Genomic DNA, 19842 nt, shown 5'->3' with positions numbered 1-19842 from the left:
TCTGCTATAGAGCCTGCACCACGTTACTGAGCGTATTTTGTTTGGAGTACGGTTAGCCTCGTTGCATCACGCTCGGTGAATGAGCCTGCGTCGAATAAAGGCTTATCATCAGCACCATCAAGCCGTTCGACGGTTACGGTAAAGATGGCATCCTTTGGTGGTTCGACCTTGCCCCAGTCCGAGAACTGATTAGGTGCGAGACTCCAGGATTGAGATTCGCCCGGTTCCAAACCACCGCTGATTGAGTAATTGAACGTTTCGACAAGCCAAGGCACTGAGCGTCCAGGAGATGCTATGGTGCCTTTGAAATACGCCCGTGACACGGCGCTGGCAGTCCCGTTATTCACAGTTATTTCGATGATGGGTTGGTTACCAAGGCCATACTCTTTGGCCCTTTGATAAAAGCGAGACTTTGAAACCTGAAAGCGGGCTAATTCTGTTTTTGCAGCTTCGGATTTTTTTTGCTTGTCGACCAGCTCCTGAATTTCCGCCAAGGCCTGTTGCCGTTCTCGCTCTGCACGTTCTGTTCGTACTCGGTTTGCTTCATCGGCAACCTGCTGAGCAGTCTTTCCGTTGAGCGCAGCAAGCATATCTGCGGACACACCTTCGGCATTTTTCTTGCCCTGTAACACCTGAGAAATATCGAGCCCCTGAAGCGCAAGTACCATCACATCAGATGCGAACTGCTTGCGCTTGTCCTCGGGCAGGCTCGCAGCAACCTTTGCCGCAGAGTCTTTGAAAGCCTGTTGTGAGCTACCGTCTAGCTTGGGCTCGCCACAGCCAGCTAGCATCCCTGCCATAAGCGCTACGCACATAAATCGACGCATCTGCATTCCCTCTCAGAAAATTCAGGGCAGCATATCAAATTGATGTCGGAATGCTTTCTGTGCAGTTTTTGTTTTCGCACTCAGCAGAACTATTTAGGGTTTGCGCTTATAGCCTTAGCCGAGGCTATTGATGCCTATGAAGCATCTTTTCAGGTCTTTCTTCGGGGCCACAAGGCCCGGCTCGTTTCTAGCCCAGCATTTCCTTCATGATTGAGGCCACATTCCTCGCATCGTCGATACCCCGATGATAAGTGCCTTGCCAGACGAGGCCCAACGACTCGACCGTCTGCTTCAGACTTTTCGGCTGATCATCGTATAGGCCTTTATGCCATTTCCTGACGTTGAAGTGCTGCAGACCGAAGAGCAGGGAAGGGCACGCAGCTAATGCTGCATCGCGCTCCAGCTGCCTTGCATCGTAGTCACCCCATGATGCCCAAGCAGCATCTGGATATCGCACAATGAATGCTCCCAGCTCCTGACCAACCTCCGCATAGGTACTTGCGCCGTCCACGTCCGCTTGTTGAATGGATGTCAGCGCTTTGCAGAAGTCGGTGAGGACGGGATTGATCCGGGGGCGAACGAACCGCTGGAACTCGTCGACGACCTCAAGCGTTTCCAGATCGATCACCACCAGGCCAATTTCAATCGTTTCCATCTGATCAGGAACGATTGCAAGCGGTCTTGGTGACTCACCAACGTCATCACAGGTTGCCTCGAGGTCTACACAATAGAGGTAGCGGTATGGCGCGAGGAGGTTTTGGATGGATTGGAGGTGAAGGAGTTTTGCTTCGATGCTCATGATCATGATGGCTGGCTTTGGATCGGATCAGCATATGGTAGCTTGCGATGCTTAAAGAATGCGGAATTGGGCCGCGAATGGATATGAGTGGAATCTCAGTCGCGATGTACTCAAGGATTCCTCGCTGGCAAAAGTCTTTCGATTGTTTTTAATTCATTGTGAGATTACCGGGATGGGTAGAGTCCAAAGGATGTTGGAAGAGGAAATGGAGCGCGGATATTCGAGCGTTGAGGATACCTATGTCTGCGAGAGATGCATTCACGACGCTGGGCTGAAAAAATTCGTAAGGAAAAATCGTAGCCCCGGTACCTGCTCCTATTGCGATAGATCGGTCAGAGTGTCCACCATGGATGATGTGATAGAGCACGTGGTGAATAGCCTCTGCTTGGAGTGGGGCGATCCAGCTAATGAAGGACTTCCCTACGAGACCCGAGAAGGTGGGTGGCAAGGTAATGTTTACAGCATTTATGAGCTACTTTACGACTTCGGCCCCGATTGCCCAGAAGAGATTCTAGATACCATTGCCGGGTCAATTCATGACACCGGATGGTGCGAGAAAGACCCGTATTCTCTACCTCTTCACAAGATATTGGTCTACGGCTGGCAGAGCTTCAGTAAATTCATCACTCACACCGCGCGCTTCGTATTTTTCAGGGCGGTCAACCCAACATACGATCGTGACCAACATGACGAAATGAACCCGGTTGACATCCTGGAGACGTTGGGCCGAGTTGTGGGGAGTCTAGGTCTTATCGATACGGTTCCGGGCGGGAAAAAAATTTATCGCGTTCGGATCGTCGACCAGGACGAGCTGATAACGCAGGCCAAGGATCTTGGCCCACCTCCAGCCGAACGAGCAAATATGCCTAATAGGATGAGCCCAGTAGGCATTCCGATGTTCTATGGTGCATTTGATCTCAATACAGCCATTCGTGAGGTTTACGAGCCTGACAATGCGGGGAAGAAGGTCGCCTCGGGTGAGTTCACTGCTCTTCGAGATCTTAGAGTGGTGGATCTATCGAAGTCGCTTCCTGTTCCCAGCCTCTTCGATCCAACACTCCAGGAGCTGCGTAACTATTACCGGTTCATGAATAACTTTATCGACGATTTCACCAAGCCGATTGAGCGCAGTGACAGGGCGCACGCTGAGTATGTACCCACCCAAGTGGTGACAGAGTATTTTCGACATGTGTATCGGACTGGAGATGGAGCTCAGATAGACGGAATCATCTACCCCAGTTCTAAAACTGGGCAGAAGGCGATCGTGATTTTCGCTGACTCTGCTGCATGCATTGATGCCGAAGAAACGCAGGGGAGTTGCGCACTTCTGAGGCTGGATAGAGCGGTCGATGTCAGCTTGGATCCATATGCAATTGTTGAAAGCACCGAAAATTTTTGACCGGAATAGGAGTTTTGCGCTGGCTGATAATGCTTGGGGTCTGGGGAGCTGGGCTTCAAGGAAGCGCATTGCGGTCGTCTCATTTTTCCTTAGCGTTGCCGAGCTGTCCGCAATGAGCTACCAGCCAGTCTTTACGGGCATGAGGCCGTGGTAGATCTCATTCCATGACTGGATGGAGCTTCTCATCATGATGACCTTGCCGAGCACGAAGTCTGTCAGCACTTGGCATACCTCGCGGGCGGTGAGAGGGGAGGTTGTGTTCAAAGCATTCTGAGCTCGAGTCATCTCTTGCCCTGGATGAACCAGCGTTGTTAATGGAGAGGTCGCTCGTTCGGGCCAACTGGGCCCGGCTAGTCTACTGAGCTCGAGAACTACTCACTCAGGTTTCATGAGCACAGCTAACGTCATGTTGATGAACTCTTCGTTCTTACTGATTGTGACCAAAACTCCGCGAACGTTGCCGGCGACCTCCGCTGATCCGCGCTACTCGACCCATAAAGTTAGATCCATTATCGCGGCTTTGCTATGACGAGATCTTCGTCCTAGGCAAGGCTCAACTAGTAGATCGACCAGGCGTCGCGCAAGGGCTCATGCACCGCTTTCCATGTGTGATTGTCGATGAGATGCAGGACACTTCGGCTATGCAGAACAAGTACCTGAGCGCGATTTTCCCTAGGGACAATCCAGGCATCTGCGTAACTCGGGTGGGTACCTTGGACAAATGCAAACGAGAAACGGTGAGAAACCGAATGGCAGGGAAGCGGGGGGGCAAGTGATAAGCATTTGATGGCATTGGTTAGGCGGTCTGACCTATCGTTTGCGGCGTTTATTGGGGGGGCAGGTCGACTAATTATTTTTGTGTAGGCGGAGCTTCAGACCGTGATTGAGAGGATTAACTCAAACCTAACGCTAAGCAGTCATCAGATATCAACCAAAGTTTCGGTATGGAAAATCGACTACTTCGTAGTAGTCATTGCCGGAAACTGGCCTTTATTGGTTGTCTGTTAAAGGTGCTAGTAGACATCCCATTTAAAATTTTGTTAATAGGCTGTTGAGTTAGTCTATTAGGTCGAGATATTGCCTCAGCGCCATCAATATCAAAAATCTCGTCAGGTTGATTTGGTTTTTCCCTACTGCTGGTATTGTTGAGGCGGCTGAATACCGAACGGAAGTTAGGCGTTAAATATCAGCTATTGGGCCGCAAAAAAGTGTATCACTGCTGAAACGCTAATAATTGGTCTGTTTTAAAGTCTGTATATTTCGTTTTTTTCTAAGCGTGTTGTTTAAATGGGCTACGCTCCGTACAACGACGAAAACCATTGCTGATGACTACGGAGAGCCTATTATGAGTCAACCGACTCTCATACCTGCGGTGCAATTATTTTCTTCGGGGTCAGAGGTGTTTTCATCGCCCTCGCAAGAGCTGCAAACTATGAAGCTGGATATGGCAAGCACATGCAACATAGCATGTAGCTACTGCTTTGTTGATGAGGGTCATGCTTTGCCTGGGCCTAAGCTAATGAGTGTAGACACTGTTAACAGATCGATATCATGGTTTACTGAAAATCGAGATGACCTTGATGATTCGCTGGCCATCGTTATGTTTGGTGGTGAGCCTCTATTGAATAGGAAGGGTGTAATAGCTGCGTGTGAGTCGATTGGTGCGCTCAGGCAGAAGGGTGTAGACGTCAAGCTGCAGTTAATAACGAATGCAACTCTAGCTACGGAGGAGATTTCGAAGTGGTTAGGCTATGCAGAAGCCACCATTATGGTAAGCATCGATGGAAGCGAGGAGGTTCACAATGCGAAACGAGTAGATCATCGTGGGCTTCCAACTTACAAAAAAGTAATGGAAGGTCTGAAGCAGTTGCAGCGACATGTCCCCAGTGATCGAATATGGGCGCGCGCGACCATGACACCAGGTACAAACGAGCTGGAATATTTCGATGCTTTAATATCAGCAGGACTTCGTCAGATTAGTCTGGGCTACGTTGATGATACCCCACCTGTAAGTATGACCTCGGAAGCCTATGGGAATTTAATTGATGAGTTTATGCGGAGGTTGGTCTCGTTAGCGAAGAAAGGCAGCCCAGTCGACATGCATCCCATCAGTACCTATCTATCACTGCTTTACGGGGAGCTTGGTAGAGGCGAGGTATGGCCACGTTATGATTGCGGGGCCGCAACAAGAATAATCAGCGTCACCCCTGATGGTGCTATCTATCCATGTGAGCAAGCCGTAGTTGCCAGAGCCACCCATAATTGGGTTCTGGGCTCGGTAAATTCCGGCATCAGTATGGATGCGGTGGGACAGTTCCTGCAACAAACTTCTCGCACGCACTCTGGCTGTACAAATTGCAGTAGCTCCAACATGTGCGATCAAGGTTGTAGAGTAGATTCAACTATAGATGGCTCCCGTGATGCGTGTCATGGGTATGAATCGTTCTTGCTCGTACTGTGGGAGCGACTTCGTCATTGGTACAAAAAATTGGCTGAGGAGGAGCCAAGAGTTTTAATAAATATGGTTGATGCCAAGTCATATCGAATTATCCGAGCTGTTTAACAATAAAATACTGAGATGGATTTTATGAAAGCGTCCAAAACTGTAGAGTCCCTATCGCTGGCTATCTGTGATCGGCTATGTCTAAATTATGATTTGTATCTTGAATACAAAGAAAACCCTTCGCTGGTGATTAATAAGTTTGTAGTGATTTCGGCGGAGCAGGCGCCTGTATTGACGCGAGTCCAAGAAAAGATGGACAAAGTTAAGTTGGAATCTCATTGGAAGAATCGAGTTGCATGCGCTTGTCGAGATGTTTACTACCAAATACCAACCTAGGTATTAATACGGAGGGGAGCCATGGTAGGTAATGGCTACTTTTAAAAAATACATTGGTCTCAAGCTCGTTGTCGTGATACAGCGATATCGCTGCTGCTGTCGGGCTTTATGAGGTCTTGAATGACGAAGGTTTGCTGCTGAAGGTAGACAACAGCGGGCAAACACTTAATCAGCACTGGCAATCCCAGCAGGTCGCGCCTCAGCACAGCGGGAGCGCTTGTGGAGTGCGAGGCGATAGAGGGCTGTGATGATGTGTTGGTTGGAGTCGGCCAGCCCGGTCGCCTTATGTTCGGGTTTGTCGGTGAAGCACGATTCGCACATGGCGTAATTGAGAGCATCATGGAAGATGTGTGCAGAGCTGAGCCTAGCATGCTCGATCGACGCAGCTCTTGTTCCATGAACGACTGCTGGCCTCCTTCCATAAGTGCGTGAAGGAAGCGCGTAATCCTTCTCTTTGGTGGTGGAACCGCGTGCCGACTTGAACATCATGCAGTGCAAACCAAATTTTCTATATTACTTCCAGTTGTTGGGGAGTCGCCAATGGATGAGTTCATCTGCCAAGCGACGCATCTCACGAGCGGCATGTGAGCGCGGTGCGAAATCTACGAATGCGCTGAAATAGCCGTAATCCTGTCCCGGGGGAGGGGCGTCCTCCAGCATCTCGATGGCGATCCGGTAAGCGCCGGTCAGCTCAGTATGCAGAGGAGGAAACTTCAGTGAGTCGACCAGCTCGAGCACTCGCTCGCGGCGCCTACAGGTCGAGTATTTCGAGTCGATGATGTCCTGATACTGTTCATCACTAAGCTTCACAAAATCGCCAACAAATTCTTCGAGCTCACTGCTGACGCCTCCGACATCACAATTTGTCAGCAAGCCGAAGTAGCTCGGTGTTGTCTCGCGGCATTTGATTTCCTGCAGCGCCGAGACGAATCTCCCAGCGCTGCGCACAGCCATCGAGCAGTTGGTGTCCACGACCACGGCAACCAGATTTGCAAAGCGCCGTATTAGTTCGAGCTCAGCGTTCACATCAAGCAACACGTAATCATGCCGCGCAATCAGTTCGCTGAGCTTTTCTGTAGCTCGCTGTTTTCGTTCCAGTACTTCTAATTCATCGGCATAAATAAATTGATATTTCGCTCGTTCGTTTGGGGGCAAAGCCGCCAGTTGATCGCGAATCCGCTTGCGACGCTGCTTCACAGCCGATGGGAATGTGATGAGGTCGCGCTCATCGAAGAACCCGACTCGACTTGCCCAACTGTCTGGGGATGGTTGTTCGCCGTCTCCGCAGGCATAACGGTAGTTATAGTCGTTGGTCACGACTGCTACCCGAAAGCCCAGCTCAGCGAGTGCGACTGCGAGGTTCACAGTGATGGATGTCTTTCCAACACCTCCTTTGTAGCAAGAGATAGCCAACGCGAGCCCACGTGGTTTTATATCAATATCAAGACCCAATTTTCGTAGGTTGATCCCTGAGCGAGCTAGGAAGCTCCACAGCGCAGCGGGGGAGGGTAAGCGTGAGGTTACGTTGCCGCTATCGGTTTCCCAGGATCTCCAGGTTCTCTCGGCAACGTTGGCCCACATCGCGGCGAGGTTGACGCTGACGTCGGCAGCCTCGCGGAGTTCTTTCGCATGCTTTCGTAGTTGGTTGTCCATGATCGTCCTCCAAATTCGTTGGTATCCGAAGACTAACCAAATCCCAGATGGCAAAAAATTATGAGCAGAGTGCCGGGCTTTTTTCGCTAGGAGCATTGCTCCGCGATAGGCCTAAGCATGAGGTAGGATGAGGAGTTCCCTTGTTGATTGCGAACTTTCGCCAATCACGACAGGTTGCCCAGCGGGAACTATGTGAGGGGATTTTCCGCTTACTGCGACCAGCTGAATAACGAACGAAGCTTTCGGCTTCGGCATAACTGCGAAATCTAACGCACCATGCATCCATCCACACGAGCCAATCTTCGGGCGTCTCTGCCTCTTCGATTTTGATCAGCTTCACGAGATTCCTTTCATGAGTTAGGTCAGATCAGTGAAGAGCCTGAGCAGAAGCGTGCTTATGCGCTGGCAGAACAGGTCAACACTGCGCCTGTGGCCGACGAGTAAACGCGCAAGCTACTGTTCAATCAATACTCAAATACGGTTCGATAGGGGGAGGGCTCCCTAGTTATCGAAGTCTGTCGCTGACCATGCCGGCCCTGGGCCGGCATTTAGTTTTATTTAATTTGCTGTGCGCCCGTTGATTTCGCTGGTTACTAGCCACTCAGATTAATGAATATTTTCTCGCTATTTCTTCTGAGATGAGCCAGCCACGGGCTGAATAGTCATCGATCTGGCGGTCAATTTTTTTTTGGAATCGCTCGGAGAGCTTAAGATCCGTTTTGCCGTTTTTGTACCTGAGGACAGCATCTATGACTGGCTCTGGGTAGTAGAGCACGAAACGCTCCATTTTGGAGATTGACTGATCAATTATGGCAGTACCGTCGCTGGGGTTCGCTCTAAACGCAAAATCCACTTCAGCCATAAAACCTTCCAGATCTACAGGGATCCCTAATCTTTCGATTTCCTCAAGGGCTTGCAGACTTTCTATGTCGTTAAGAAAGGGAACGCGGCAGAAGAGACCACGCTCGCGAGCTAGCAAATTGAAGATATGGGACTGGATAACGTTGGTGGCGGCCGGGCCGATCTTTCCCGGTGGAGGAGTATTCTTCAACCGGTAGGCTTCGTCCAAAATGTTGTTTCTTTTGAACAGTACACGCGTGAATCTGGCCGAAAACCTATCTAATACCTCCAGATTTACTATTGCCTTGAGGAAGGGACAGAATGAGTTTTCGGTGTAGATAGAGCCCCAGGATTTGTCGACTAGTCCAGTGGCTACCATGCGATTTACGATAATCATCAACATCAATTCCATAGGTAAGGAATTGGCTGACATAAAAAAAACCGAGACTTCTTCCCCTTCTTTATAGAAAAATGGATTTCCGGTTGCCTTCACAATCGACAGTTTTCCCGACATTACCAAGGAAGGAATATAGGTAATCCATCTCTTCTTGATGTCTTTATTATCCACGTATTTGGAGAATGCGTTTTGCAGTCCTTGCTCGGTTTTATAGCCGTCGAAGCCGTGGACAATATAGGGCGGCAATGCCCACTCTAAATAAAAGCTCCAGAAGAGCACCTCTTCAGGCAGCGTTAAATTCGTTAGGTTAATTTTTCCTTTCTTTTTTTCAATAAGTAATGGGGCGTGTTTTAGAATGGATACGACATTTCTTGCATGATCGACTGCTGCAAAATTTAAAGGAATAGTTCCTTTCGTGATTGCATCTATGTAACTGTCCTTTATCACGGTCAGGTGCTGCATTGAATCGGTGAATGAAGACTTATCGAGTGTCTTTTTTACCTCTATGATACATAGTACATCTTCAATGTTATGGATGAATGACGCCGTATTACCGTATTGTTCACCTGGCTTGCTGGACAAAATAATGTCAATTTGCTGCCCTGCCATCTCACCGGCTATTCTGACGAAACCCTCTGATAGGTAAACAGGTGCGTGGAGTTTCTCTTTTAGCGTTGTCTCAAGCGTAGTTTTTGAAATGGCTTCGTAACCGCTTCCCAATGTCGGCATATGAGGCATCGGCTGGAGCTCAAGCTTTGCGGCCATCTCACTGATTTTTTCCTCAATCAGAATAGCAATCTCTTTAAGGTAGGTGATTTTTTGTTCGAGCATGTTGAATTGGCCGCGTTGGAAGTCTGCGCGAAAGGTAACATCAGGGATTCGATAAATCAGCTGTGCGGTTAGGTGCACATTCTGACCTTCTACAACTTTCCGTTTTCAAGGATCCTCGGGAGGTAAGAAGAGAGGAAACCCGGTATTGAAAAAACGCCCTGTTGGGCTTTTTTTACAAAGGCGAGTCAACACGTTTGTAAGCGATGAAACCCGCAATCTTCTGTCGTATACGAAGCCTTAACCTTGCTTGGAGCATGTTGAGATCAACCGCGCCATCTATGTCGACTGGATCACTCACTGACCACGACGAATCGCCTAGAGCACGGGTCACGACATACCCACAATTACGGACGTGATTATCGATCTCGTACCTGCGCCAGTCGATCATCGCTTGGGCATCTACCTGGAGTGGTTTGCGCTCGATGAGCCAAGCTACCGCATTGAGAAATTGTCCGTGCGAAAAGACTAGGATGTCTTGCGCCGGGTGCGTGGCGAGGTCATCTAGGAACGAGCGTGCGCGGCCAACAAACTCCAGAAACGACTCAGCACCTTCTCCATCAATGTAGGACGGATCTGCGTTTGCCCAATAATGGTCGACCCATGCCTTCCGTTGCCCGACGGTGGTGTCAACGCACCTGGTCGGATCTAGGTAGGTGAACTCCTCGATGGGCCATGTCTCAGATGGAGCATCAGGGAATATGGTGATAGTCGCACGGGCGGTCGCTCGAGCCCGAGAGAAAGGGGAGGCAATGATTAACTCAGGTGCACGGCTGACGGATTGCGCCACTCGTTTAGCTTGTTCGATGCCCTTTTCGGTGAGCGGGATACTTGCGTGATCAAGGGTAACTGCACCGGCATTGGCTGCGCTTTCTCCATGACGCACTAGCCTCACATTCTTCATTGACTTACCTGTCGTTTCCCCGCCGCACGACACCAGTAGCGTTGCTAAGGGCATGGCCGGATTAGGGAGGGGTGATGGGGTGGCATGTAGACTTCTGAAAGCTCGACCCAGTGGACTCTATTATCGCCCGCATCTAGAGCGAGTTGGTAATAAAGCAGGGAGGGGAGTTGGTTGGCTTACGACATCATGGTGACGTCCGTAGTAGAGAGGCGCGCCGCAATCGCTGGGCCGTACGTGGAGGTGTCGTCCCTCCGGGCCTTGTGCCCGCCTATGACTGGTACCCGAACAGCCTGCTAGGAAAAGACATTAACCAATTGCGAGCCGTCGCAGGTTATGGATTCAGCAGTATTCTCCATCATTTCGCAGTCAAGGACTTTGGTGGGGCCAGACTGCATTATGCAACCCACGCCTCTTCGGGGATCGACCACTGAGATCGAACTCATCCAGCTGAGGATAGTAAGTACTTGTCTAACGTCTAGGCTTAACAATCGGTGTGCGTCCACTGCCCCTTGGGTCATGACGGAGCGGTTTACGCATTCAACGGAGCATTTGCTTCACGATTGAAGCAACGTTTCTCGAGTCCTCTAGTTCTCTGGCAATGTGTATGGAGGAGATTCGGCACGTTCTGCGGTGCCTTAAGGCGATCCAGAGTGATCGTCAAATAGTGCCGCTCCTGAAACTCCACACGTATAAAAGCTCTACAACTGCTCTAACAAGAGCGATCGTGGTGTTTGAAAAGCTCATCGCGTTAATCTCGCTTATCAATGGTGATTCGGCCAAAAATCTCTCCAAGCGTCGTCTAACGATTGGCTCTATCAATCACCGTTGCATGTATGATACGCACCAACTTTAATCGAATGCCTCGGAGAAGAACGCGTTGCTAAAATGGATCTACGCATCTTTTGCTTCAAACAAGGAATATGACACGCCAGGTGAATTGGTGATGTCGATTCGACGCTGGCGAATTTTATCTGCGGTGTCGTTGTCAGTGCCAGCGTTGATGCTGTTACCTTTTTATCTCGCATGGATTGCTCCTTACTTCGAGGATTCAGAGCTTACAAATTCTGCAGTGCTCGAGGCGATTAATACCAAAAGATATCAGGAGGAAACCGGAGAAATTTATCAGCTGCTCAGTCTCTATACCAAGGAAAAATAGAATTAGATGCGCTACATGGTCTTCAGGGAGTACAACCGATTAGGGGCGTGACCGTCGTGTACAATTTGAAACTAGCTCCACGTAACGAACCCAGGGAGGGAGGGGGGCAGAAGTATAAAATTGAAGGGCAATACAAAGTCTCGCTTTCCGTCGGGTATCTAATTTTGTTTTTGAGCGCCGAGATGGTGTTAATCGGAACAGTGATTACCTCTGTTTTGCTAGGGTCGTCAAAAGCTCAGCGCCGTTTCGAGGAGCAGATTTTACAGACTCATTTCTCTCTTGAGTCGCCTGTACTGCCCACACCTGTGGAGTCCGCAGAAGAGCTCGTTGGTCGCATGCTGAGGCGATTCCATAATTTCGCGATAGATCTTGAAACCCACCCGCGTATAGGCCAAAAGGGCATTCAGGTCAATAATGAATACGACGTGCAGTTTTTAGTCAATGCGCTACTGGGGCTGCATTTCGATAACGTAAAGTCTGAAGAGCCAACGCCAAGTATTGCGGCTAGCAGCTCTCGCTTAGACTTTCTGCTGCCTAAATACGGAATTGTTATTGAAACTAAATACACATACCAAGGAAAGCCATTGAAGAAGTTGAACGACGAGATGATTAACGATATTGCGCGATATCGAATTCATCCCGAGTGCCGGTTGATCATTTTTTTCGTCTATGACCGCTGCAGGCTGATAAGAAGCCCCACAACAATCCAAATGGATCTTTCGAAAATTTCAGGTGATCTTCCAGTGCGCCTGATCGTTTCACCAAGTCATTTGTAGAGTTGAGATTATATCGGGCGCTGCTTTGGGCTTTTCTAACAATTCACTTGTCCTTAGACGACAAACTATATCAAGGGTGTTGAAAGCTCATAGTGGTGTATAAAAATGGAGAAGCTCAGGCCAGCGTGACTCACCAAGAGCTTGGGTTGTTCTCTCCTCTGACTCCTATATGACTGATCTCAGTGATGCCATGCTGGTAACCCTTCCTAAAGAATCGACATTTCGGTTCGATTTAATCTTCGATTTTCCCCGAGGACGGATTCGGGAAGAGAGCTCGTGGTATGTCGCTATCGTTTACGAAGACGAGGTGCCATTCCAGACCAATGATCCTAACGGTGCGCCATCATCCCAGAAGCCGCTGCGAGTGACCTGTTCCAGGCCAGCCTTTTTCAAAATGTCATCGTGGCCGAAAGATCTCACCCAGGATCTCTCGGTCAGAATGCTTTCTTCGGGCTCGCCTGTAGCTACAGATCAGGCAGTAGACGATAAATCTGGTGTGCATACGACGGCATCGCGGATAGACGCGGCTAAATATCGGGTATTGGAGAAAGCTCACGAAGCGCGCGCTTGCATGGATACTGCTGGCACTTAAAATCTACATTGCTATCAAACCATCAGCAGCGAATTGCTCAAGAAGAATCAGGGCGTAGCGCTCCTACTGCGTTCACGAAATGCTCATGTGCACGTAGCTTCTGTCTATCTGTCGATCCGGGCCACTGATGGCATGAGCTCGGTGTGACCTGATGATTATGTCGAGGCTAGACAGCGCAGCATTACCCGATTCCAGCAGAAAAATAATCCCGCTTAGATATCAAAAGGGCTAGGGAGATGTCATATTGGATTGGTAATTTTATGTGCAATGCACCAGCTCCAAACGGTCGGGGTTCGTCATGTGAGCTATCTTGCGTCAGTCAGCCAAATTTTTAACGTAAGTGGATGGCGAAGCCTCGACATTATTACGGCCATGCGGCAACAGCCCCGTTGCATTTTCTCCGGGAGTAGATGAATGATCAAAGGATTGGATAAGCTCCAGCGCGATTTGACTGAGGCATCGAAGGCGCTAAAGGAACTCGATGGAACTATCGGGTCAGTGGAATACGACCCGAACGACCCTCTGAGCATTGAACAAGCTATCGCAAAGATTTATCGAGATGTTGATTCTCGAGTAGGTTCATACGCCTCAAATTCAATTGTGAAGCCTCTCATCGAGCAATTCAAAGAGACCGCGAGGCAGCACATCATTGATAAGGCGGCTGCGGCTCGCTTGAGCGGTGGCGAATAATGACTTCCATTGATATCTTCAAGAAGATCACGAACGCCGTTCTTGATCTCCAAGGTTCCCAGCATCAGACCTATGAGCTGCCACTGAGGACATTAGCAAAAGCACTGAGCGATCCGTCATTAGCAACCGTTAACGACCAGTTGACTGCTCGTGTTGACCTTGATGAATTCCTCGCAGCTAGCGGCAAGTTGTACCGTGGCAACCCGCTACCTTGGCCTGACAACGAGGAAGAGAGGTTAGGGCTGATCATCCTGCTAGCGCTGAAGATGGGCGAAGAGCCTCGGTTTGCCTTGAATTTCGGCATGCATCACTTCAGCAACGGTAGCAACAAAATCATCGCAGGCATTCATGGGTTTACCGCGCAGATCCTGGCCCCATTCGTTCGGGACTACAAATTGTACGTTCAATCCCAGCCTAAGAACCTACGTCCGATGCCTTCCCCAGCCTCATCCAACAAAGTGTTCATCGTTCATGGTCACGACGAGGCAGCACTTCAGAGTTTGGCTAGGTTCATCGAGAGGCTCGGCCTAAAGGCGATCGTGCTCAGGGAGATGCCTGACCGAGGCCAGACCATCATTGAAAAATTTGAAACCGAATCAGATGCAGCCTTCGCAGTGGTCTTGCTCACACCTGATGACGTTGGTGGTTCCGCACAAGCTGCTTCAACAAACGCCCGTGCACGCCAGAATGTAATCTTCGAGCTTGGCTATTTCAGAGGAAAGCTAGGCCGTGGGAAGGTTATGCTCTTGAAGAAGGGCAACCCTGAAATCCCTTCGGACTTGTTTGGTGTTCTCTATACAGAAATGGATATTAATGAGGCGTGGCAATACAGGCTCATAAAAGAGATGAAGGCAGCAGGCCTCACACCTGATACCAGCTCAGTTCTTTAAGTCATGCTGCAAGGCAGACATTGCCGCGTCCCGCCTTGCTTTGCTCACTCAAATCAGCTCGCAGTGAACAAATGGACGTCCCTGGCTTAATCACTCACTGACCACAACGAATCGCTGAAAGCTCGGGACACTACCTAACCACAACCTTAGGGACGTGATTATCGATCTCATACAGCTCACTCGTTCAATTCGATGTCCCAAGTGCCTCCACTTCTAGAGCCATTTTCAAACTCGTTCCATGTGCCATCCAGCAAATTCCCTTCGGGTCGACTGAGGTAGGCTTCTCCGACAAAACCTTCGATCTGGGGAAAGTAATGTAGATGGTATTGCTCGCCCTCTAGCTCACCCCGATACGTTGAGGGACGGCCCTTTCGCAGGTATTCGACCACGATTTCTTTATTCCGAATGATCACCACGCAAGGCTCCTTTTCAAACCCTGCGAGGCCATCGTAGTAAGTCGTCATCACTGAATTTGCATAACGCATTGTGCGCAACTCCCTTGTTAAATTCATGGCCTAGGACGGTAGCCTGGACATCGAAGACTACACCCACGGCGATCACCTTGTGGCTGGGTGGGACAAAAAATCCCATGTATCTGGTGATAAGCCATAAGGGATTCTCAAGTGTCTCGAAAACATTCGTTGATCGTTTCTCGACAATGTACCCTGTATTTTTCCTCGAGCTTGACGGCGATGAGTGCTATCACCTCTGGGAAAATATCTTCGCGATAGAGGGATCCGCTTCGGCAATGACGAGGGCGCGGATACTACAATGAGCGCCCTCCAAAGGATTCAATCGTCTGGAGTTGGAGAGGGTGGGGACGCATGCGATTAGCCCGGCCAAGGAGTTGAGTACTCAATGCGTCACGGCGTATTCCGCACGGATATGCAGCGGATACTAACGAATGCAGAGTGATCGTGGACTACCCGATCAATCTGTTCTAAACAAACGCTCCTTTGCGGCGAGCTAAGGTTCGCCGTTTTTTCATGCGGCTGATAAAGAGGAATGCCGTGAGTACCACACGCAAGCAGTCGCAATTGGAAATTGATACGGGCTCCGATTCTCTGCTCGCACCGCAACGCCGGACTCGGAAGCATTCAGCCTAAACCATGGGAAGCGTTCGGCTTTCGATGGACTTCGTTAAGCACCTATGGCTGGGCTTTGGACTGCTTTGGTGTGACCATTCAGGCGCGTTCAACTAGGTAGCCTTTGTACTGAGGTTGTGGCTGTGAGCCATCCAGTTTTTGGTAGTCCAAATCTTCTTTGTCGAGTCCATCCAGTCCCTGAATCCCGCCGATAAGAGCGGGCCAGTCTTTGCGTTCGGCGGCAGGGACGACGTGGGGTTTAAGATACTCATCTAATGAGCGCTCGTTGGGCTCGAGGATTTCTGCGCTGAGAGCTGCCAGATACCCATCTTTGGTGGTCTGGCTCCAGTCAATGCTGAAGCCAGCCCGATAGCAAAGCTCGGTGTAGATGAGGAGGATGGTTCTGCCGTTGCCATCAAGGAAGGGGTGAGCCAGTGCAAGTAGACCCATGACTTCACCGGGTCTTTCTCTAAATCGAACCCCTTTGTTCGCGGTGGAAATTGCGTATTCAGCGGCGAGGATGATGTCTTCAGCATCAGCAAATTCGGTATAGCCCGGCTCACCTTTTCGGCCTTTACTGATTCGCAGGTCAGGCGCCACTACCATTCGATCTTGGCCGGCCCAAGGGTAAATTTCTTGGAACAGCATCCGATGAACGTCAAGGATGGATGCGTACTCGATGTCCTTGAGTCGGGCCAGATAGTCTAGAGCCTGTTCGATGTTGGCTTCAAACGAAGAGTGCTCTAGACGCTTTACGGTGTTGAGGTCGGTCAGTTGGAAGTGGTTGCGCAGATAGCCTGCAGTATCGAAATCGCCGAACGGGTCAAAGCTCACGCCTTAAGCTTCTTCTTGGTTTTGGATTTGCTAGCGTTTTTTTCCTTCAGGTATCGCACCTGCATCGCAAGCAGATCAGAGGTGCTCATTACACCTTTGCGTTTCAGATTCACGAGCAGCTGTTCAACGGTGTCCAAGGCAACAGTGTCGCCTGACAGCGAAGTGATGCACGTAGCCATAAAGCTGATGCTATCTCGCTTCGCGGTTACTTTGTGAAACTTGGCCAGACGGCGAACTTCACTGGCAACGCTTCTGGTGGCTGATTGAGTCATTAAGCGGCCCTCTTACTCGGTACAATATCATTCTACATGACTCCGAGTATTTTGGTGCCACCCACACTCCTGACGTCTCTAGGTCGCATCTGCGCTAGCTTCGCTACGTTCAAACTGGCAGGGCGTTTCAGTCGCGAAACGCCTTAGATGCCACAGGCCTAGGTTCAGCATCGACACATCCTTCTGGACGAGTTTAACGGAAACGCATGCCTACCCCCAGGATCTCGTTCTCCATCAATACGAGGGCGATCAGCCCCGGTCGATATCGGCCGGCACTGGGTTGAGATCTACTCAGAGCTTGCTGAGGCGATTGAATGCCTCCTGGTAGATGTCGCCGTCGGCTAGCGAAAAGAGCAGCATCTCTACTTCATGAATATGATCCACGTCTCCCCACAGCTCCATGCTCACATTCCGCACGATGGAAAGGTACAACGGGTAAGCATCCTGTTCCGGAACGTAATGATTTTTCCTCAGCTCCTTTGGGTCGCTACTCTCCCCGGGCTGAAGTCTTTCCCCCAACAACAGGGTAGTGATGTCCAACATCTTTAATCGTGTGTTGCGCCCCTCGGGCATCGGGAAAATAGGATGGCTCGACCCTGAGAGGTAGTTGATGGCATTGAGAGAATAGGCAACGCGAGCATCGTAGATGCATGCCCAATCGGGGCAGATGATTGATGCCCATTTCGACCAGCTGCTGATGAGCTTGAAGGAGGGCTTAAATTTAGCTGGCATTGCGGTTGAGCCTTTGTGAGACGAAAACAGCGCGAGCGTCTCATTGACCTTGGAAAAGCGAGTGATCCCACCCCACGTTTTGATGAAATACGTCGCAACTCGCTGATGTTCAGCATCACTGGTATTCGAGCTGACTAGGTTTCGCAACCCGGTTTTCAGTTCGAGCGTCCGTTCAAAAGAGGTGGCACCTGAGAAAGTGAGTCCGAACTCCGAGCTTGCAATTTCGTAATCGAATTTCCAGTCGTACAGCGACGGCAGACTGTCTCTTCGAGCACGTAAATACTCCGCTATTTCTTTAACCATCTCTCAACCATCCATGTGAAAAGCTGCAGATGATAGCAAAAGCCCATCATTGAGGATCGTCTTATAAAGGCAAACGGAGTGCGCAGGCGTGAGAATGGAAGCCCAGAGGGCCGAGACGCCGGCGCCGGCGACGAGTCTAGGTTCACGACAGCCGCCCCCGCCAGGGGCACGCAATACCGCCTTACGAGAGGGGCACTCCTTTTTTGTAAGAACGTATATTCCATGGATGACAAAGGAGCTTAGCTTGACTCCCGGGTAAACCTTCGTCTTTGCAAACGCTATCACGCTCCGCTCCTTGCCGGAAGTAATCACTTCCAGCTCATGTAGTTGCCAGCCAATTGCCAAGAGCAGCTACTAAATGGTAGTTGTGCCGATGTGCATGCAGTCGGCTAACGAGAACAACCATATCAGCGATTTCCACCATATTCACTTCGGCGCAAAGGCTCTTGAAGGAGCAGGCCTGATTGTTTTGGAGATCCCGGCAATTAAGGTAAACGACCTTATTGGCCCAAGTGGTATCGGCATTTTGAACGATGACCAGGTGCCAGAGCCGGCGAAATTGGTGAAAATATTCCAGCACTTTGGTGCTAAAGCCGGAGCGCAGCTTGGTCATGCAGACCGTTAACAGCGCATCGCGAGCCGTCAATCCATTGCGCCTTCAGCGGTTCCATTACGTGTGAGCAGAACTGTAGCCGGTACGCATAGCGATACTCGCGACGCTATCGGCGCACTCCCTCCGGTTGGGTAAGCGTAGCGCTCGGGCTGCGGGACTAAAGCATGAGAATCTGAAGCGCCCCCACGGGAGTAGAGTGCCTTGGTTCACGGTAGTTGGCGGCGGAAATCAACTCCTAATCCTGCCTGGGTCGATGATATTATATACAATTGTTATCCGTGGCCTGGCTAGTTCCGAGGAGGAAATATGAGCGATTCCTGGTTACCTAATAGGCATTCGTCCCACATCGTCGACACGCAAGCAAAAAATATCTTAAGAATTACTCTTCCTCAGGAATGGTTACTGAGGGAGCTTTCGGAAAATGACTACGGCATCGACTTTCTACTAGAATTCGTGAGCTCCAAAAACCGAATTATTGGACAGATTGCGGCCATTCAACTTAAAGGCACCGCCAGTTCAAACCTCAATGAAGACGATGGAAGACACAACGTAGCTGTCCGTACGAAAGCACTGAATATGTGGCTCGGTTATGAGGTACCAGTTTTCCTGATTTTGGTGGATGCAAGCGCTAAGCAGGTTTACTCTAAATCCATTGAGCACGAAACGCGAAAGGCTCCTTTTCGATATAAACGCACCGACATCGAAAAAGTGACTTTTACCTTTTCGAGCTGCGATCAGTTGGAGCCTGCTGGTCTTACCCACCAATATCTATACGCAAAGCGGCTACGCCAGTTAGATCATGAACTGCCCTCGCTTCCGTCCCTTCACAAAGATTTTCATCGTCTGTTTGACGAGCGATATGGGCGCGATGGGCACATGGCGGTGGATGGAGATGGCTCTTATGATCCCAGTCGGTCTCATGGGGAGCATAAATACGAACGCCAGATTCGTAGCCTCTACAATCGCGTCCACAGAGTGTCGACGCTGCTTGCTGTAGAATGGGATGTGCCCACTATCGACGAGATAGTCAGCAATGGAGCTTGTTACAGCAAATGGGGTAGTGAAATGTATGAGGCACAATTCAGTGTTGCAATGAGCCATCTGGACGCCAAGATGCAGCAAGTCTACGTCAAGCTTCGAGAACTCATCGCTTGCTACCGAGAACACTGGATGCATACCGCCCCTGAATTAGTCTCTTTCGCCGACTCCGCGTTGCCTGCGCTCACGGAGCTGACCTGGCAGGAGAGGCAAGCAGTCTTTGAAGACCTGCGTTAATAGTGCAATTTGTTAAGTGAATCTTAGCCTAGCGGAGGGAGGAGGTAGCGATGCATTCTGCTAGGGGCGTCCAGATCGAAATCCGCTAGCGGCGGTGGCGGCATCGTTAGTCTATCTACCTCTCGCCATCGAGAAAGC

General features: G+C 50.1%; 17 protein-coding genes and 2 pseudogenes. 9 read left to right on the top strand and 10 right to left on the bottom strand.

What is annotated here, in order from left to right; genetic code table 11:
- Positions 1–23: 23 nt before the first annotated feature.
- On the bottom strand, positions 24–827 hold the full coding sequence (locus tag D8U70_RS09645) for a DUF6694 family lipoprotein (protein ID WP_130928738.1): 804 nt from the start codon (positions 825–827) through the stop codon (positions 24–26).
- 187 nt (positions 828–1014) lie between these two features.
- Positions 1015–1626, bottom strand: coding sequence for a 3'-5' exonuclease (locus tag D8U70_RS09640; protein ID WP_130928793.1), 612 nt, complete (start codon positions 1624–1626; stop codon positions 1015–1017).
- A gap of 172 nt (positions 1627–1798) precedes the next feature.
- Between D8U70_RS09640 and D8U70_RS09635 the strand changes: the two genes are divergently transcribed.
- Positions 1799–3025, top strand: coding sequence for a HEPN-associated N-terminal domain-containing protein (locus D8U70_RS09635; RefSeq protein WP_277751264.1), 1227 nt, complete (start codon positions 1799–1801; stop codon positions 3023–3025).
- 375 nt (positions 3026–3400) lie between these two features.
- Here D8U70_RS09635 and D8U70_RS28180 read toward each other — a convergent pair.
- Positions 3401–3598, bottom strand: a pseudogene (locus D8U70_RS28180) (hypothetical protein).
- Between the two features lie 772 nt (positions 3599–4370).
- On the opposite strand from D8U70_RS28180, the gene D8U70_RS09620 reads away from it, so the two are divergent.
- A complete protein-coding gene (locus D8U70_RS09620; protein ID WP_130928736.1) occupies positions 4371–5588 on the top strand; it encodes a radical SAM protein in 1218 nt (405 codons plus the stop codon).
- 789 nt (positions 5589–6377) lie between these two features.
- On the opposite strand, the gene D8U70_RS09610 is transcribed toward D8U70_RS09620, so the two are convergent.
- From D8U70_RS09610 to D8U70_RS09595, 3 genes and pseudogenes are all read right to left on the bottom strand, one after another.
- On the bottom strand, positions 6378–7517 hold the full coding sequence (locus tag D8U70_RS09610; RefSeq protein WP_174377111.1) for an AAA family ATPase: 1140 nt from the start codon (positions 7515–7517) through the stop codon (positions 6378–6380).
- A 601-nt stretch (positions 7518–8118) separates the two neighbouring features.
- On the bottom strand, positions 8119–9663 hold the full coding sequence (locus tag D8U70_RS09600; RefSeq protein WP_130928733.1) for a DUF6602 domain-containing protein: 1545 nt from the start codon (positions 9661–9663) through the stop codon (positions 8119–8121).
- Positions 9664–9907: 244 nt separating this feature from the next.
- Positions 9908–10486: pseudogene (locus D8U70_RS09595) on the bottom strand (histidine phosphatase family protein); the annotation flags it as partial.
- A 943-nt stretch (positions 10487–11429) separates the two neighbouring features.
- Here D8U70_RS09595 and D8U70_RS09590 point away from each other — a divergent pair.
- From D8U70_RS09590 to D8U70_RS09570, 5 genes are all read left to right on the top strand, one after another.
- A complete protein-coding gene (locus D8U70_RS09590; RefSeq protein WP_130928731.1) occupies positions 11430–11642 on the top strand; it encodes a hypothetical protein in 213 nt (70 codons plus the stop codon).
- Between the two features lie 47 nt (positions 11643–11689).
- Positions 11690–12418: a hypothetical protein gene (locus tag D8U70_RS09585; protein ID WP_130928730.1), complete on the top strand. Its 729-nt coding sequence runs from the start codon at positions 11690–11692 to the stop codon at positions 12416–12418.
- Between the two features lie 169 nt (positions 12419–12587).
- Positions 12588–13010 carry a hypothetical protein gene (locus D8U70_RS09580; RefSeq protein ID WP_130928729.1) on the top strand — a complete coding sequence of 141 codons (423 nt, stop codon included), beginning with the start codon at positions 12588–12590 and terminating at the stop codon, positions 13008–13010.
- A 414-nt stretch (positions 13011–13424) separates the two neighbouring features.
- Positions 13425–13700 carry a hypothetical protein gene (locus D8U70_RS09575; RefSeq protein ID WP_130928728.1) on the top strand — a complete coding sequence of 92 codons (276 nt, stop codon included), beginning with the start codon at positions 13425–13427 and terminating at the stop codon, positions 13698–13700.
- Entirely contained in the window at positions 13700–14590 is an 891-nt protein-coding gene (locus tag D8U70_RS09570; RefSeq protein ID WP_130928727.1) for a nucleotide-binding protein, read from the top strand. Before D8U70_RS09575 ends, D8U70_RS09570 begins: the two co-directional genes overlap by 1 nt.
- Before the next feature lie 176 nt (positions 14591–14766).
- Here D8U70_RS09570 and D8U70_RS09565 read toward each other — a convergent pair whose 3' ends face one another.
- The 4 genes from D8U70_RS09565 to D8U70_RS09550 all read right to left on the bottom strand — a co-directional run bounded on the left by D8U70_RS09565 (position 14767) and on the right by D8U70_RS09550 (position 17816).
- Positions 14767–15075: a hypothetical protein gene (locus D8U70_RS09565; RefSeq protein WP_130928726.1), complete on the bottom strand. Its 309-nt coding sequence runs from the start codon at positions 15073–15075 to the stop codon at positions 14767–14769.
- Positions 15076–15774: 699 nt separating this feature from the next.
- The gene (locus D8U70_RS09560) at positions 15775–16509 is read right to left on the bottom strand and encodes a Fic family protein (RefSeq protein ID WP_130928725.1); all 735 of its coding nucleotides are present in this window, start codon (positions 16507–16509) and stop codon (positions 15775–15777) included.
- A complete protein-coding gene (locus tag D8U70_RS09555; RefSeq protein ID WP_130928724.1) occupies positions 16506–16781 on the bottom strand; it encodes a hypothetical protein in 276 nt (91 codons plus the stop codon). Before D8U70_RS09555 ends, D8U70_RS09560 begins: the two co-directional genes overlap by 4 nt.
- Before the next feature lie 291 nt (positions 16782–17072).
- Positions 17073–17816 (bottom strand): hypothetical protein, encoded by a 744-nt coding sequence (locus tag D8U70_RS09550; protein WP_130928723.1) that lies wholly within the window; start codon positions 17814–17816, stop codon positions 17073–17075.
- A gap of 358 nt (positions 17817–18174) precedes the next feature.
- Here D8U70_RS09550 and D8U70_RS09545 point away from each other — a divergent pair, with 358 nt between their 5' ends.
- Together D8U70_RS09545 and D8U70_RS09540 are read left to right on the top strand one after the other, a co-directional pair.
- Positions 18175–18441, top strand: coding sequence for a hypothetical protein (locus D8U70_RS09545; protein WP_130928722.1), 267 nt, complete (start codon positions 18175–18177; stop codon positions 18439–18441).
- A gap of 294 nt (positions 18442–18735) precedes the next feature.
- Positions 18736–19704, top strand: a complete 969-nt coding sequence (locus D8U70_RS09540) for a DUF4365 domain-containing protein (RefSeq protein WP_130928721.1) — start codon at positions 18736–18738, stop codon at positions 19702–19704.
- Positions 19705–19842 lie beyond the last annotated feature (138 nt).

The organism is Pseudomonas sp. Sample_20 (assembly GCF_004307585.1).
Lineage (GTDB): Bacteria > Pseudomonadota > Gammaproteobacteria > Pseudomonadales > Pseudomonadaceae > Aquipseudomonas > Aquipseudomonas atacamensis.
This window is presented reverse-complemented; position numbering and strand designations above follow the sequence as displayed.

Coding starts and splice junctions, on each gene's coding strand:
- D8U70_RS09640 (WP_130928793.1), bottom strand. CDS start 1,626: ATGAGCATCGAAGCAAAACTCCTTCACCTCCAATCCATCCAAAACCTC.
- D8U70_RS09570 (WP_130928727.1), top strand. CDS start 13,700: ATGACTTCCATTGATATCTTCAAGAAGATCACGAACGCCGTTCTTGAT.
- D8U70_RS09610 (WP_174377111.1), bottom strand. CDS start 7,517: ATGGACAACCAACTACGAAAGCATGCGAAAGAACTCCGCGAGGCTGCC.
- D8U70_RS09555 (WP_130928724.1), bottom strand. CDS start 16,781: ATGACTCAATCAGCCACCAGAAGCGTTGCCAGTGAAGTTCGCCGTCTG.
- D8U70_RS09550 (WP_130928723.1), bottom strand. CDS start 17,816: ATGGTTAAAGAAATAGCGGAGTATTTACGTGCTCGAAGAGACAGTCTG.
- D8U70_RS09635 (WP_277751264.1), top strand. CDS start 1,799: ATGGGTAGAGTCCAAAGGATGTTGGAAGAGGAAATGGAGCGCGGATAT.
- D8U70_RS09565 (WP_130928726.1), bottom strand. CDS start 15,075: ATGCGTTATGCAAATTCAGTGATGACGACTTACTACGATGGCCTCGCA.
- D8U70_RS09580 (WP_130928729.1), top strand. CDS start 12,588: ATGACTGATCTCAGTGATGCCATGCTGGTAACCCTTCCTAAAGAATCG.
- D8U70_RS09540 (WP_130928721.1), top strand. CDS start 18,736: ATGAGCGATTCCTGGTTACCTAATAGGCATTCGTCCCACATCGTCGAC.
- D8U70_RS09545 (WP_130928722.1), top strand. CDS start 18,175: ATGGTAGTTGTGCCGATGTGCATGCAGTCGGCTAACGAGAACAACCAT.
- D8U70_RS09575 (WP_130928728.1), top strand. CDS start 13,425: ATGATCAAAGGATTGGATAAGCTCCAGCGCGATTTGACTGAGGCATCG.
- D8U70_RS09620 (WP_130928736.1), top strand. CDS start 4,371: ATGAGTCAACCGACTCTCATACCTGCGGTGCAATTATTTTCTTCGGGG.
- D8U70_RS09645 (WP_130928738.1), bottom strand. CDS start 827: ATGCGTCGATTTATGTGCGTAGCGCTTATGGCAGGGATGCTAGCTGGC.
- D8U70_RS09590 (WP_130928731.1), top strand. CDS start 11,430: ATGTCGATTCGACGCTGGCGAATTTTATCTGCGGTGTCGTTGTCAGTG.